Annotated in this window: 11 protein-coding genes; 4 read left to right on the forward strand and 7 right to left on the reverse strand. The window is 65.9% G+C overall.

What is annotated here, in order from left to right; translation table 11 throughout:
• Nucleotides 1-9 precede the first annotated feature (9 nt).
• Nucleotides 10-1,431: a glutamate synthase subunit beta gene (locus BB934_RS09190; protein WP_099509359.1), complete on the forward strand. Its 1,422-nt coding sequence runs from the start codon at nt 10-12 to the stop codon at nt 1,429-1,431.
• Between the two features lie 177 nt (nt 1,432-1,608).
• Here the strand turns inward: BB934_RS09190 and BB934_RS09195 are convergent, their stop codons facing one another.
• Nucleotides 1,609-2,868 carry an SGNH/GDSL hydrolase family protein gene (locus BB934_RS09195; RefSeq protein ID WP_157934103.1) on the reverse strand — a complete coding sequence of 420 codons (1,260 nt, stop codon included), beginning with the start codon at nt 2,866-2,868 and terminating at the stop codon, nt 1,609-1,611.
• Nucleotides 2,869-2,924: 56 nt separating this feature from the next.
• Nucleotides 2,925-4,151, reverse strand: coding sequence for a lytic murein transglycosylase (locus BB934_RS09200; RefSeq protein WP_173909434.1), 1,227 nt, complete (start codon nt 4,149-4,151; stop codon nt 2,925-2,927).
• A gap of 306 nt (nt 4,152-4,457) precedes the next feature.
• On the opposite strand from BB934_RS09200, the gene BB934_RS09205 reads away from it, so the two are divergent.
• Together BB934_RS09205 and BB934_RS09210 are read left to right on the forward strand one after the other, a co-directional pair.
• Nucleotides 4,458-5,324, forward strand: coding sequence for a UTP--glucose-1-phosphate uridylyltransferase (locus BB934_RS09205; protein WP_099509361.1), 867 nt, complete (start codon nt 4,458-4,460; stop codon nt 5,322-5,324).
• A 61-nt stretch (nt 5,325-5,385) separates the two neighbouring features.
• Nucleotides 5,386-6,378 carry a KpsF/GutQ family sugar-phosphate isomerase gene (locus tag BB934_RS09210; RefSeq protein ID WP_099509362.1) on the forward strand — a complete coding sequence of 331 codons (993 nt, stop codon included), beginning with the start codon at nt 5,386-5,388 and terminating at the stop codon, nt 6,376-6,378.
• Between the two features lie 152 nt (nt 6,379-6,530).
• On the opposite strand, the gene BB934_RS09215 is transcribed toward BB934_RS09210, so the two are convergent.
• The 5 genes from BB934_RS09215 to BB934_RS09235 all read right to left on the reverse strand — a co-directional run bounded on the left by BB934_RS09215 (nt 6,531) and on the right by BB934_RS09235 (nt 13,277).
• Nucleotides 6,531-6,980, reverse strand: coding sequence for an NfeD family protein (locus BB934_RS09215; protein ID WP_099509363.1), 450 nt, complete (start codon nt 6,978-6,980; stop codon nt 6,531-6,533).
• Nucleotides 6,977-7,963 (reverse strand): SPFH domain-containing protein, encoded by a 987-nt coding sequence (locus BB934_RS09220; protein ID WP_099509364.1) that lies wholly within the window; start codon nt 7,961-7,963, stop codon nt 6,977-6,979. The genes BB934_RS09215 and BB934_RS09220 overlap by 4 nt, the downstream gene beginning before the upstream one ends.
• Nucleotides 7,964-8,201: 238 nt before the next feature.
• Nucleotides 8,202-9,263 (reverse strand): ferrochelatase, encoded by a 1,062-nt coding sequence (hemH, locus tag BB934_RS09225; protein WP_099509365.1) that lies wholly within the window; start codon nt 9,261-9,263, stop codon nt 8,202-8,204.
• 109 nt (nt 9,264-9,372) lie between these two features.
• Entirely contained in the window at nt 9,373-11,580 is a 2,208-nt protein-coding gene (locus BB934_RS09230) for a sensor histidine kinase (RefSeq protein WP_099509366.1), read from the reverse strand.
• Nucleotides 11,581-11,765: 185 nt separating this feature from the next.
• The gene (locus BB934_RS09235; protein WP_237050228.1) at nt 11,766-13,277 is read right to left on the reverse strand and encodes a bifunctional metallophosphatase/5'-nucleotidase; all 1,512 of its coding nucleotides are present in this window, start codon (nt 13,275-13,277) and stop codon (nt 11,766-11,768) included.
• Nucleotides 13,278-13,477: 200 nt separating this feature from the next.
• Between BB934_RS09235 and ung the strand changes: the two genes are divergently transcribed.
• Nucleotides 13,478-14,185 carry a uracil-DNA glycosylase gene (ung, locus tag BB934_RS09240; protein ID WP_099509367.1) on the forward strand — a complete coding sequence of 236 codons (708 nt, stop codon included), beginning with the start codon at nt 13,478-13,480 and terminating at the stop codon, nt 14,183-14,185.
• Nucleotides 14,186-14,239: the final 54 nt, after the last annotated feature.

Below are 14,239 nucleotides of genomic sequence, written 5' to 3' on the forward strand. Positions count from 1 at the left end.
GGCAAACCCATGGGCAAGGTCACAGGCTTTCTCGAATACGACCGGCAGGAGCAGAAGTATCAGCTCGCCGGAGAACGCGTGCGCCATTTCCGCGAGTTCACGCTGCCGCTCGACGACAACGATCTGAAGAAGCAGGCGGGGCGCTGCATGGATTGCGGCATCCCCTTCTGCCACGGGCCGACGGGATGCCCGGTGCACAACCAGATCCCGGACTGGAACGATCTCGTCTGGTCCGACGACTGGGAGGAGGCCGCGCGCAATCTCCACACCACCAACAACTTCCCGGAATTCACCGGCCGCATCTGCCCGGCTCCGTGCGAGGAGGCGTGCACGCTCAACCTCGAGAACCAGCCGGTCACCATCAAGACCATCGAGCAGGCCATCGCCGACAAGGCCTGGGAGATGGGCTTCATCAAGCCCGAGCCCGCAGAAGTTTCGACCGGCAAGCGCGTCGCGGTCATCGGCTCGGGCCCTGCCGGCCTCGCGGCGGCCCAGCAGCTCGCCCGCGCGGGCCACGAGGTGCATGTGTTCGAGCGCCAGGCCAAGCCCGGCGGGCTGCTGCGCTACGGCATCCCGGACTTCAAGATGGAGAAGTACCACATCGACCGGCGCGTGAAGCAGATGGAGGCCGAGGGCGTGGTCTTCCATTGCGGCGTGAATGTCGGCGTCGACAAGAGCTTCGCCTCGCTCCACAACGAGTTCGAAGCGGTGCTCTTCGCCGGCGGCGCGGAGGATCCGCGCAACCCGAACCTGCCCGGCCAGGATCTCGCAGGCGTCTATTACGCGATGCCCTATCTCACCCAGGCCAACCAGCGCATGGGCAGCGAGGAGGTCACCGACGATCCGATTCTCGCGAGCGGCAAGCATGTGGTGGTGATCGGCGGCGGCGACACGGCCTCCGACTGCGTCGGCACGGCCTTCCGCCAGGGCGCGCTCTCCGTGACCCAGCTCGACATTCGTCCGAAGCCCCCCGAGCGGGAGGACAAGCTGACGGTGTGGCCCTATTGGCCGACCAAGATGCGCACCTCCTCATCCCAGGCGGAAGGCGCCGAGCGCGAGTTCCAGGCGGCGACGCTCGGCATCGAGGGCAAGAAGGGCCGCGTCTCCGGCGTGCTCTGCGCCCGGGTCGACGAGAAGCGCCAGCCGATTCCCGGCTCGGAATTCATCCTCAAGGCCGATCTCGTCTTCCTCGCCATCGGCTTTGCCGGCTCGGTCAAGGCGGGGCTGCTGGAGGAATCGGGCGTCGCCATGGATCGGCGCGGCAACGTGGTCGCCGACGACAGGAGCTATCGCACGTCGAGCGAGAAGGTGTTCGTGGCCGGCGACATGCGCCGCGGCCAGTCCCTGGTGGTCTGGGCCATCCGCGAAGGCCGTCAGGCCGCCCGCTCCATCGATATCTTCCTGACGGGCTCCAGCATCCTGCCGGCGTAAGATCGAGGTGAGAAGAGCTGATCTCGCAATGTGCCCTCCTCCCCCTTGTGGGGAGGAGTTGGAGGTGGGGGTGTGAGCGCTAGCCTATGAAGGCATGGCGCCGACACCCCCACCCTGGCCCTCCCCACAAGGGGGAGGGAAAAGACGTCGCGCCCTGTATTGGCTTTGGTGCTGAACTCAAGGATTGGGCCAGCGGAAATCGTCGGCCCGGCCGGGCCGCGAGCCGGGCACGATCCCGGCCCTCAAGGCGCGCTGGATCGGATAGGCATTGTCCCCGGTGAGCTTGGGCGGCGCCGTCACCAGCGTTCCGCCGGGCGTCACGTCCTGTCGGGTCAGCGGCAGGACCGGCCCCACGAGCGGCTTCGACGGCAGAGTCACCGGTGCAGCGGCGTCCGGCGGAGCTGGAATCGCCGCCTCGATGGACGGTGTGGCCGAGCCATCCGCGGGCGTGATGTTCGCCGGGGGGACCGCAGCCGTGGCCGTTCCGCCCTGCCCGAGAATCCGCTTGATCTCCGTGTCGGCGAAGAAGGCGACCTTCCGCGATCCGGCCCGGGTGAAGAAAATGCCCTCGTTGGTGCGCAGCTTGGCGGGCTCGCCGTCCACATCGGGGCCGTCCGGCGTGTAGCGGTTCTCATCGTCGACGAAGCCCGGCCAGATATCCACATAGGCGCCGCCGTTGCGCTGGACGCTCTCCTTGTAGATCTCGTTCATGGCGACGAGGTCGTCTGAGATCTTGCTGTTCTTCATCGGCGGCAGGCCGATCCAGACCACGGGGATCCGGCGCTCCTTGAAAACGGTCGCGATCGCGTCGACCCGCTTCCGGTAGAGGTCCTTCCAGCGGTCCGACAGGGGCTCGATCGTCTCGTCGCCCTCCCGGATCGACTGCCGGTCGCTCGTCCCGAGCATCACGACGGCGACAGAGGTCTTCTGTCCGCCATCGAGGGTCGCCTTGACGAAATTCGGCCAGTCGGCCGGATCGGCGCGCACGAGGCTGACATCGCCGCGCACCTTCGCGACCACCTCCACGTCCTGGTTCTCGGCGAAATGCGCATCGAGTCCCTGGCGGGCGAAGCCTGCCAGCGAATCGCCGAACACCACCACATGGGTGCTGGGATCGACCTTCGGCTTCTCCTGTTTCGCGACGGCTGCCGTCGGCGGAGCGGTCCTGCGAGGCCGCACGACGGGCGCCTGCACGACGGGCGGCGGAGTGTCCTGAACGCCGAGGAAGCGCCTCAGGCTGAATCCCTGCTGGGGCTGCGCCGGCTGCACGAGCTTTCCGGGATAATAGCCGGGCGGATAAGCCCGCAGATCGCGCCGCGGCTGCTGTTGTTGCTGCTGTTGCGGGTAGTAGCCCGACTGAGCCAGGGCCGCGCCGCTTCCCAGGCTTGCGAGCAGCACAGCCAGCATCAGTCGGCGGAGGTTCGGCATCAGGGTCATAGGCGGTTCCATGCAGGGCGGACCAGCCTCGATTATAGAGCCTTTGGGGAACTCCGTCAGCGGGTGGCGCGCAATTCCCGCAGGACCGCATAATCGGCATAGCCGTCGGGGATCAAGCCGCGCCTGAGCTGGAAGTTCCGCACGGCCTCCCGGGTCTTGGACCCGAGCTTGCCGTCCGCGGTGCCCTCATAATAGCCGAGGCCGGCGAGGCGCTCCTGCAATTCCTGGCTCTGATCTCTGTCCAGCATCGGCCGATCCTTGGGCCATGCCCCCTGGATCGGCAGCCCGCCGAGGAGCCGGTCGCCGAGATGGGCGACGCCCATGGCATAGGCATCGGAGGAATTGTAGGCCTTGATCACATCGTAGTTGCGGGTGACCAGGAAGGCCGGTCCGTCGGCGCCGCCCGGCAGGAACAGGCTGGCCTCGCCCGCGCGCGGCATGGCCTTGCCGTCGATGCGGCGCAGTCCCACCGCCTGCCAGCGGGCGAAATCCTGCTTCAGGTGGCGGAAGTCGAAGCCTTTCGGCAGCGCCACCTCAAAACCCCAGGGCAGGCCCGGTTGCCAGCCGTGCTGGCGCAGGTAATTGGCGGTCGAGGCCATGGCGTCGGGAACCGACGACCAGATGTCCCGCACCCCGTCGCGGTTGCCGTCGACGGCGAATTTCATGAAGCTCGAAGGCATGAACTGGGTCTGCCCCATGGCGCCGGCCCAGGAGCCCAGCATCTTGGAGCGGTCGATATGCTCCCCTTCCAGGATCTGGAGCGCGGTGAGCAGCTCCTCCTTGAAGAAATCGCCGCGGTAGCCGGTATAGGCCAGCGTTGCGAGCGCCCGCACCGCGTAGATCGAGCCGGTGAAGCTGCCGAAATTGGTCTCCATGCCCCAGACGCCGAGCACCACCTGGCGCGGCACCCCATAGGTGCGCTCGACGGCGGCCAGCGTCTTCGACCATTCGGCAGCCACCTCCTGGCCGCGCTTCAGGCGCTGGGCCGAAATGGCGCCGTTGATGTAGTCCCAGATCGGCCGGACGAACTCCGACTGCTTCTTCGTGAGCGCGATGATCTTGGCGTCGGGCTCGACGCCGCGGAAGGCTTCCTCGAAGGTCGCCCGCGACACGCCGCGCGCCTTGGCCGCCGGCCAGAGCCCCTGTACGAAGCGCTGGAACCCGGCCTCGGAGACGTCCTGCGCCAGGACGGGTGCCGAGGCTGCCGCCACGCCGGCGGTGAAGCTCAGACCGAGAAGGAGTGCGCCGGAGAGGCGGCGCATCAGGGACAGCTTCTGGCGCATGAAAGTCGCTCACGGAAACAGGACAGATCTGTTCTGCTATTGCGACACTAAGCAGGTTAACACGCGGTTGACAGATACCTTGTTGCGCGTGCGGCGTTATGCGCCGCTCCTCCCGATCTCGCGCCCGATGAGACGCAGCCTTCGCCGATCGGCCCGTCCATCTCCTCAAAAGCGCCGTTGTTGACAGCTTAACCGGAACCGTTCAGCCGCAATTCAGGCGGCCGAAGCTTGACCTTTACCGGTTTTCTTTTCCAGGTCCTGGCTTAGATTACCCTTCCTTTCCAATGCTCAATCATGGCCCCATCAATGAAGCGTATCCGCAAAGCAGTTCTGCCCGTCGCCGGTCTCGGCACCCGGTTCCTGCCGGCAACCAAGGCTGTCCCCAAGGAGATGCTGTGCGTCGTCGACCGCCCCGTCGTGCAACACGTGGTCGATGAGGCGCGCGCCGCCGGGATCGAGCACTTCATCTTCGTCACCGGCCGCAACAAGGCAGTGATCGAGGACCATTTCGACATCGCCTACGAGCTCAACCGCACGCTCGAAGGCCGCAGCAAGACCAAGGAACTCGAGCTTCTGGCCAAGGATCAGCCGAAGGCCGGGCAGACGAGCTTCACCCGCCAGCAGGAGCCGCTCGGCCTGGGCCATGCAGTCTGGTGCGCCCGTGAGCTCGTCGGCGACGAGCCCTTCGCCGTGATCCTGCCCGACATGCTCAGCCGCCGCTCCATGGAGCAGATGATCGCAGCCTACGACAAGCACGGCGGCAACATCATCGCCGTCGAGGAGGTGCCCGCGGACCAGACGCACCAATACGGCATCGTCTCGGTTGGCCAGGAATTCGGCCAGACCTTCGAGATCACCGGCATGGTCGAGAAGCCGCCGAAGGGCACTGCGCCGTCGAACTACATCATCTCCGGACGCTACATCCTGCAGCCGCAGGTCTTCGACCTGCTCTCGACCCAGGAGCGCGGCGCCGGCAACGAGATCCAGCTGACGGATTCGATGATCCGCCTGATGAAGGAGCAGCCCTTCTTCGGCATGAAGTACGAGGGCAAGACCTACGACACGGGCTCCAAGATCGGCTTCCTCATGGCCAACGTGGCCTATGCCCTGGAGCGCGAGGAGCTTTCGGCCGATTTCCGCCGCGAGCTCGAGGCCCTGCTGCGGCAGAAGTAGCAAGCGCGAGGGTTCCGCCAGAGGGTTCCTCATGGCCGCCCGCTTATGCTAAAGGGCGGCCATGGCACTTGCACAACAAGCTCCCCATTCACCCGACCCCATCGCCTCGGCCCTGCGCACGCTCGAGACCGAGCGGGACGGCCTGACGATCCTGATGGAGGCCATCGGCAACGGCCTCGGCTCCTATTTTACGGCCGCGGTCGAAACGCTGGCTGCGGCCAGGGGCCGGGTCGTCGTCACCGGGATGGGCAAGTCGGGCCATGTGGGCCGCAAGATCACCGCCACCTTCGCCTCGACGGGCACACCTTCCCACTACGTCCATCCGGCCGAGGCGAGCCACGGCGATCTCGGCATGATCCAGACCGACGACGTGATCATCGCCCTGTCCTGGTCGGGCGAGACGGCGGAGCTTGCCGACATCATCGCCTATTCCCGGCGCTTCCGGGTGCCGCTGATCGCGCTGACCTCGAATGCGGAATCGACCCTGGGACGCGCCGCCGACATCTGCCTGACCCTGCCGAAGGCCAAGGAGGCCTGCCCCAACGGGCTTGCCCCCACCACCTCGACCACGATCCAGCTCGCACTCGGCGACGCCCTCGCGGTCGCTCTTCTCGAAAAGCGCGGCTTCACGGCGGAGCATTTCAAGGTGTTTCATCCGGGCGGCAAGCTCGGTGCCCGCCTCAAGCTCGTGCGCGACATCATGCATATCGGCGAGCGCCTTCCCGTCGTCGGACTCGAAGCCCGCATGGACGAAGCCATCGGCGAGATCGGCCGCAAGGGCTTCGGCGCCGTGATCGTGGTCAATTCCGACGGCACGCTCGCCGGCATCGTCACCGACGGCGACCTGCGCCGCCACCTGACGCCGGACCTCATGACCCTGCCGGTGACGGCGATCATGACCAAGACCCCGCGCACCATCGCGCCCGACGCCCTGGTCGCCACCGCCCTTGAGATGGAAGAGGCCTCCCGGATCACGGCCCTCATCGTGGTCGAGAACGGCCGGCCCGTCGGCCTCGTGCATTACCTCGACCTGCTGCGCGCCGGCGCGGCCTGAAGGTCTGCCACACAGCCCTCATCCTGAGGAGGCCGTCAGGCCGTCTCGAAGGACGAGGGCGTCTCCAGTGTGCCTTGGATTCTCCTTCGAGACGCCACTTCGTGGCTCCTCAGGATGAGGGGAGAGATTTACGAGCCAGACTGTCAGGATGCTCACGGATCATCCACCACCAGGGTCGTTCCCTCGACCCGCACGACCCTGACCTTGGCGCCGGCGAAGCGGTCGGCGCCCGTCACCCGCCAGGAGCTGTCGTCGACACGGATGCGGCCCTCGCCGTCCTTGATTGGTGCCTCGAGGGTGAAGACCCGCCCGACCAGGGATTGTCCGCGCTGGTTGAGCGGGGCGGCATCGGTCTCCGGCGGCGTCTTGGACCGCATGACGAACCGCCCCAGAACGACCGCTCCGACCGAGAGCAGCGCGAAGAAAAGCGCCGCGGTCTGCCAGGATAGACCCAAAACCGCATCCAGCAACCCAGTGACGATGGCGGCTAATCCGAGCCAGAGGAAGAACGAGCCCGGCGCGATCAGTTCGACGCCGATCAAGACGACGCCGAGGATGATCCAGGCCCAGGCTCCCAGGCTGATGAAAGCGTTCTGGATCATGGACGCTCACTTCCTCCCGTCACCGTAGGAACAGTGCGGGCGGGCTTGTTGAGACCCGCCCCACCTTCGCCGAACACGGATCTGGTCAGCTCCGCGATGCCGCCGAGCGTTCCGGCAAGACCGGCCGCCTCGATGGGCACGATCACCACCTTCTGGTTCGGCGCCGAGGCGAGAGCGCGGATCGCGTCGATGTATTTTTCCGCCACGATGAAATTCGCCGCGGCGAGATCGCCCTTCGTGATCGCCTCGCTGACCATGCCGGTGGCCCTGGCCTCGGCCTCCGCCTGCCGCTCGCGCGCCTCCGCATCGCGGAAGGCCGCTTCCTTGCGGCCTTCGGCAGCGAGGATCTGCGACTGCTTCTGACCCTCGGCGCGCAGGATCTCCGCCTGGCGCAGGCCTTCCGCCTCGAGCACGGCGGCGCGCTTCTCGCGCTCGGCCTTCATCTGCCGCGCCATGGCGCCGGCGAGATCCTGCGGCGGGAGGATGTCCTTGATCTCGACGCGCGTGACCTTGGCGCCCCAGGGCGAGGCGGCGGCATCGACGACGCGCAGCAGCCGCTCGTTGATCTCATCGCGATGGGAGAGAAGCTGGTCGAGATCCATGGAGCCGACGACCGTGCGGATATTGGTCATCGTCAGCACCAGGAGCGCCTGGTTCAGGTTCGAGACTTCATAGGAAGCCTTGGCGGCATCCAGGATTTGATAGAAGGCGGCCGCGTCGATGGTGACGCCCGCATTGTCCCGGGTGAAGGCCTCCTGGCTCGGAACGTCGAGCACCTGCTCCATGACGTTCACCTTTTTCCCGATCTGATCGATATAGGGCACGATCAGGCCGAGGCCCGGCGTGAGCGTGCGCGAATAGCGCCCGAACCGCTCGACCGTATAGGCATAGCCCTGCGGGACCGTCCTGATGCCCATGGCGATCGTCACGATGACGACGAGGACCAGGACGATGACGAAGATGTCGAAACCACTCAGCGGCATGAGCCCCCCAGGCAACCCCGTTGCAGAGGGCTCACGCTAACGCAAACAGGCTTCGCGTCCTAGAGCGGTGCATCGTCAGCTCGATGGCCGGTCCTTCGCTACTTGGATAATCCTCTGTCCTCATCCTGAGGAGGTCACGAAGTGACCGTCTCGAAGGATGTTCCAGTGCTCTCTGGACCCTCCTTCGAGACGCCGCTTTCAGCGGCTCCTCAGGATGAGGTGTGAGTTTTAGCGATTGCTAGATCCACCCCTGAAGCTCGCGCTCGACGACATGATTGATGACGCGCATGCCGTCGTCGCCGTCGTTGAGGCAGGGCAGATAGGCGAATTGCTCGCCGCCGTGATGCATGAAGATCTCGCGGTTCTCGACGTCGAGCTCTTCCAGGGTCTCCAGGCAATCCGCCGAGAATCCTGGCGCGACGATGGCCATGCGCTTCACGCCGCTGGAAGCCAGAGCCTCCACTGTCTTGTCCGTGTAGGGCTGCAGCCATTCCGCCTTGCCGAAGCGGGATTGGAAGCTCATGCGGAGCTTGTCCTCGGGCCAGCCGAAGGCCTCGCGCATCAGGCGCCAGGTCTTCACGCACTGGCAATGGTAGGGATCGCCCTTGAGCAGGTATTCCTTCGGCACGCCGTGGAAGGAGACGAGGATGACCTCCGGCTCGAAGGTGAGTTTCGCCAGCTCCTTCTTCATGGAAGCGACGAGGGCGTCGATATAGACCGGATCGTCGTGGTAGGGCGGCGAGACGCGCACGCTCGGCTGCCAGCGCATGTCCATGAGCGCGCGGAAGGCCTGATCGCAGGCGGTGGCCGAAGTCGCAGCCGCGTATTGCGGGTAGAGCGGCACCAGGAGAATGCGGTCGCAACCCTGATCGAGGAGGGCCTGGATACGCTCGCGCACCTCCGGCTTGCCGTAGCGCATGGCCCAATCGACAGTGACCCTGTCACCGGCGACGGTCCTCAGGTGCTCGGCGACCCTCTCGGCTTGGTTGCGGGTGATGGTCTTGAGTGGGCCCTCGTCACGCTCGTTGTTCCAGATCGACGCGTAATCGCGGCCCTTGGGGCCGGGGCGCTTGGTGAGGATGATGAGGTTGAGGATCGGCCACCAGATGAGGCGCGGAGTCTCGATGACGCGCCGATCGGAGAGAAACTCCTTCAGGTAGCGCCGCATCGGCCAGTAGCCGGTGCCCTCCGGCGTTCCCAGGTTCATCAGAAGAACGCCGATCCGCCCGGCCCTCGCAGGCGGGTGGTCCACCGGGCGGACGCCCTGGCGCAGATCGGTCAGTTTCACGCTCTCGTTCATCAACAGCCCCTTGGCCGCAGAATTCTCGGCGAATCCCGCTCTTGGATCGGCTCTAGATAAGAGGTTGCGGCGGTTCCGCCAACAGGACGCCTCAGCGCATCGGCCCGGGTCAGACGCCCATCTCGGGAAACCGGGCCTGCTTGAGAACGGTGTCGATGGCGACGCGCAGCCCCTCCGGATCGAAATCCATCTCGACCTTCGCGTTGAGCTGCGTCGCCAGCACCCGGTGCAGGAGGCGCGAGCCGAAGCCCTGCCTGGCGGGAGCGGAGACTTTCGGCCCGCCCCGCTCCTGCCAGACGAGCTTGAGCCGCGTTCCATCCTCGACCGGCTCGGCCTGCCAGGAGACCGATACCTGTCCGCGCGGCACCGACAGGGCGCCATATTTGGCGGCATTGGTGGTCAGTTCATGGATCGCCATGCCGATTGGCACCGCAGCCTCTGAGGGCAGCTCCACGGCGGGGCCCTCCAGCCTGACGCGCTCGCCCCTGGTATCGTTATAGGGACGCAGCTCCTTCTCCATGATCTCGCGCAGGGATGCGGTCTGCCACACGGCCTCCGTCAGCAGCGAATGCGTGTTGGCGAGCGAGATGATGCGCCCGACGAAGGCATGGTAGAAGTCGTCGATGCTCAGGGCCGAGCGGGCGGTGGCGCCCACCACCGCCTGGACGGTGGCGAGCGTGTTCTTGACACGGTGATGCAGTTCGCGGATCAGCAGCGATTGCTGCGTCTGGGCCTGCTTGCGCTCCTCGATCTCGCTCTGGGCGTTGCGATAGAGGCGGCTGTTCTCGAGCGCGATGGCGGCCTGGGCCGTCAGGCCCCCGAGCAGCCGCTCCGTGCGCTGGCTGAACATCTGCGGCCTCTCGTGCCCGAAGACGAGAATGCCATGGATCTCGCCGGTCCGCAGCAGGATGGGAACCGCCATGAGGCTGCGGATCACGGGAGCCTCGGGTGCGGCCTCCGCCGTGAAAGGCGTCCCGTCATGACCCTGCTCGACCGCGATATTGTCGAGGCGCACCGTCTCGCCGTCCTTGAAGGCCGGCGCGGCGATCTCCCGGACGTTCAGGGCGGCGAAGGCCTCGCTGAATCCGCTGGTGCCGAATGTCGCGTAATGCTCCTTGCCGTCCTGGGACAGGCCGCAGAAAAAGGCGCCGAACTGCGCCCCGGTCAGCTCGATCCCGGCATCGACGACATTCTCGATGATGCGGTCGAGGTCGAGTTCCGCCGCGAGCGCGCTCCCCGTCCGGTTGAGGATTTCCAGCGCGGCGGTCTCGGTGCGCAGCTCGTTCGTCCGCACCGACACCTGGCGTTCCAGCAGCGCCGCATTGGCTGCCTGCTCGTGAAACTGCTCGGAAGCGAGCGCGGTCAGCGCCAGCAAGGCCAGAAGGGCAATGAGCGCGAAGGCGCCGTAGAGCCGCGTTTGGACATACCAGGGCGTCCAATAGGCATCGACCGGCATGCTCACATTCATGTACAGAGGCACCCCGCCAACCTGGCGATAGGCCCCTGTCCGCTCTCTGCCTTCGGCGATGTACGAATACAGGCCTGCCTGAGCGGTGGTCCGCAGCGCTTCATCGAAGGCCGCTTTGTCGATTGGCGCGAAAGAGAGCCCATCGGGCGGCGGCGGATATTGCGCGATGACCGCTGCGTCGGAGGCCCGCATCAGGGCGACCCGGCCTCCTCTCGGCAGCCGGACCTTCGACCAGTAATCGTAGAAATAGGACAGGGAGACGGTGACGGAGGCGGTGCCGCCGAACTCCGCGTTCGCGCTCGAAAGACGGCGGCTGATCATGAAGGTCGGCACCTTCGAGACCCGCCCCAGCATCGGCTCGCCGACGAACAGGCCGTGATCCTCGCTCGCCTGAGCGCTGAAGACGTCGCGACCGGACGCCTTCGCAGCGGGAGGCGGGAACTGCGCCGATGTCAGGCGAAGCCGGCCGCTCGGGTCGTTGAGCCAGATGTCCTCGATATAGGGCAGGGAATCCTGGATCGCATGAATCTGCTGCCAGAGCGGCCTCGAGGTTTCGACCTCGTCCCAGTTGCGTCCCTGCACCAGGGTGATGGTCTGTTTGAGTGTCAGGTCCGTCACCTCGAGGAGCCGCGCCGTGTGATCGGCCAGGAAGAAGGCGGCGTTCCCGAGGTCGTCCTCGTTGCGCTGGATCAGTCGGTTGCGCTGCTCCCAGGCGATGTAGCCGAAGGTCAGGAGAATGAACGCGACCCCGAACAGGCCCATGAACAAGGTCAGCCGGCCGCGCGCCAGCGAGCGGCGGCGGCGTTTTTGAGCCAGGCTGATGTGGTCCGAGCGCGATGAGACGTGCAAGTAATAAGACCGTATCGAAATGCAGATTCGCCGTACTCATCGAGAATGGCACAGCAGCGACCGTTGATGGAGAGGGAATTTGCGCCACCTCCATCGAACCCAATGACGGGAGATTGCCTCACCGCCCTAATGAAAACGCCGGAACCCTTGCAGGTTCCGGCGCGAGAACGTGAAACGTCGCCCGATCAGCGAAGGACGACGCGGCCTTCGACCTTGGGCGACACCTTGCCGGCCTTGGTCACGTAATCGATCACCTGGCTTGCCATGAGCTGGCTTGCCGCGACGTCGATCAGCGACTTGGCCCCGATGAACGAACGATAACCGTCGCCGCCGCGCGACACGAAGTCGTTGGTGGCGAGCTTGTAGGTCTTGGCCGGATCGAGCGGCGCACCATTGATCTTGACCGACTTCACGCGGCTTCCGACCGGCTCCTTCACCTCGACCTCGGCCACGATGCCGGCGACCTGCGGGAAGCGGCCGCCGAGCTCGCGCACCTGGCTGACGCCGTTCTCGAGCGCATCCTTGATCTGCGCGCCGGTCACCTCGATCAGCACGGTGGTGTTGCCGAAGGGCATTTCCGAGAGGATATCGCGGCGGGTCAGCTTCTGACCGGCCTGATATTGCTTGTCGGCACGGATGCCGCCGCCATTGGTGAGAGCGACATCGGCGCCGACCGCCGCCTTGAGCGCATCGGCGATCAGGTTGCCCATGGCGGCCTCGCCTCCGCGCACGGTGGCGCGGCGGCTGTCGAGCGCCGTCTCGGTCATGCCGATCTCGACGTCGAGCTCCTTGGAGAGCTTGTCCTCATAGCCCTTCACCACGGCCTCGATCTCCGGATCGGGCTTCACGGTGGCGCTGTCGATGATGCGGAAATTCGGCGACCAGGTGACGGAGGTCTTGCCGTCCTTCGTGGCCTTGGTGACGGCGAGCTCCGTGATCACCACGTAATTGGCCTGAGACTCCGATTCCGTGAGGGCGACCTTGCCGTCGTAGAAGGCGAGCAGGTGCTCGTCATGGCCGCCGATGATCAGGTCCACGCCGGCGGAGCGGGCGACGATCATGTCAACTTCGAGCGGCGTGTGGGCCACGGCGACGACAATGTCGGCGCCCTTCTCGCGCAGCTCCTTCGCCTTGGCGCGGGCCGTGTCGATGGTGGAGGAGAACTTGATGGTGCCCGGGCTCGACGCAATCGGGGTCTCCTCGGTGGTGAGGCCGAAGAACGCGACTTTGATGCCCTGCACCTCGACCATCTTGTCGGGCTTGGTGTTGGCCGGCAGGCCGTTGCCGTCGACGATGTTGGTGGCCAGCACGTCGAACTTGGCCTCGGCCATGCGGGCGCGGAAGGCCGCGTCGCCGAGATCGAATTCGTGGTTGCCCGGCGCCATGGCATCGACGCCCATGCGGTTCAGGATGTCGATGACGTGGGCACCCTTGTCGAAGCCCGACAGGAGCGAGGGCGAAATCGTGTCGCCGGCATGGACGAAGAAGGCATTGCCCTTCGCCTTCTCCTCCTTGATGACGGTGGCCAGCTTGGCAAAGCCGCCGCGGCCCTTCTCGGGGCTCATGCGGTCGATGTCGTTGGTCTGGACGAAGCGGATCGTGACGGCCTCCTGCGCTAGGGCCGTGCCCGACAGCAGCATGGACAATCCAAGGAACCCGGCGCGAAACGCAGCGGAAGGGCGGCTCTGAAGCATCATGTAAGGTCCTCGTAGAAGGTTGGATCCGTGGGTGAGGGCCATGGAACCTAGACCGGCAACGTGTCACAGAAGTAACATTCTGTCGACGGATTCCACGCCCGGATTCGTGGCATTCCCGACGTCTTTTTCATCCGCCGCCGCCAGATCCCTTAGCCGGCACATCGATTGTGCCCGACCTCACTCAAAGGCATTCTCTCCCCATGACCGGACCCATCAGCCAAGCGCTCGCCGCGTTCCGCGTCGCCCCCCAGGTCTCGGGATGGCTCGGCCTCCCCTTCTTCCAGGACGGGAGCGCGGATCGTGTCGCGGCCAAGGTCGACGCGGTCGTCGCCTCCGGCGCCCAGGTGCTGCCGCCGCCGGAGGCGGTGTTCACCAGCATCTCCCTGACGCCGCTCGACAAGGTCAAGGTGGTCGTTCTGGGCCAGGACCCCTATCCGACGCCGGGCGATTCCCACGGCCTCGCCTTCTCCTATCGCGGCTCCCGCCGGCTGCCCGCATCCCTACGCACGATCCTCGCCGAGATGGCGCAAGACCTGGACGTGCCGATGCCGAAATCGGGCGACCTGTCGAAATGGGCCAGGCAGGGTGTGCTCCTGATCAACACGGCGCTGACCGTCGAGGCCGGGCGATCGGGCGCGCATATGAAGTTCGGCTGGTCGGCCCTGGTCGACCAGGCCATCGCCGCGATCTCGGCGCAGCAGCCTGCCGTCGTCTTCCTGCTCTGGGGCGGCCCGGCCCGCAAGCGGGCAGCGCTCGTCGACCGGACGAAGCATCTCGTGATCGAGGCGGGCCACCCCTCCCCGCTCAACCGCCTCAACGATTTCCGCGGCACGAAGCCCTTCAGCCGGGCGAATGCATGGCTCGCGGGGAAGGGGTTGGAGCCGATAGACTGGCGCCTGGATGCCTGAAGAACCTTGCGAAGAGCCCTCCACCGGAGCTAGGTCTGCCGGCACGGAATCGAT

Source organism: Microvirga ossetica (assembly GCF_002741015.1).
GTDB lineage: Bacteria > Pseudomonadota > Alphaproteobacteria > Rhizobiales > Beijerinckiaceae > Microvirga > Microvirga ossetica.

Bases quoted from the DNA above. Each gene is read 5' to 3' on its own strand.
- BB934_RS09190 (WP_099509359.1), top strand. From the start codon at position 10: ATGGGCAAGGTCACAGGCTTTCTCGAATACGACCGGCAGGAGCAGAAG.
- BB934_RS09195 (WP_157934103.1), bottom strand. From the start codon at position 2,868: ATGACCCTGATGCCGAACCTCCGCCGACTGATGCTGGCTGTGCTGCTC.
- BB934_RS09200 (WP_173909434.1), bottom strand. From the start codon at position 4,151: ATGCGCCAGAAGCTGTCCCTGATGCGCCGCCTCTCCGGCGCACTCCTT.
- BB934_RS09205 (WP_099509361.1), top strand. From the start codon at position 4,458: ATGAAGCGTATCCGCAAAGCAGTTCTGCCCGTCGCCGGTCTCGGCACC.
- BB934_RS09210 (WP_099509362.1), top strand. From the start codon at position 5,386: ATGGCACTTGCACAACAAGCTCCCCATTCACCCGACCCCATCGCCTCG.
- BB934_RS09215 (WP_099509363.1), bottom strand. From the start codon at position 6,980: ATGATCCAGAACGCTTTCATCAGCCTGGGAGCCTGGGCCTGGATCATC.
- BB934_RS09220 (WP_099509364.1), bottom strand. From the start codon at position 7,963: ATGCCGCTGAGTGGTTTCGACATCTTCGTCATCGTCCTGGTCCTCGTC.
- hemH (WP_099509365.1), bottom strand. From the start codon at position 9,263: ATGAACGAGAGCGTGAAACTGACCGATCTGCGCCAGGGCGTCCGCCCG.
- BB934_RS09235 (WP_237050228.1), bottom strand. From the start codon at position 13,277: ATGATGCTTCAGAGCCGCCCTTCCGCTGCGTTTCGCGCCGGGTTCCTT.
- ung (WP_099509367.1), top strand. From the start codon at position 13,478: ATGACCGGACCCATCAGCCAAGCGCTCGCCGCGTTCCGCGTCGCCCCC.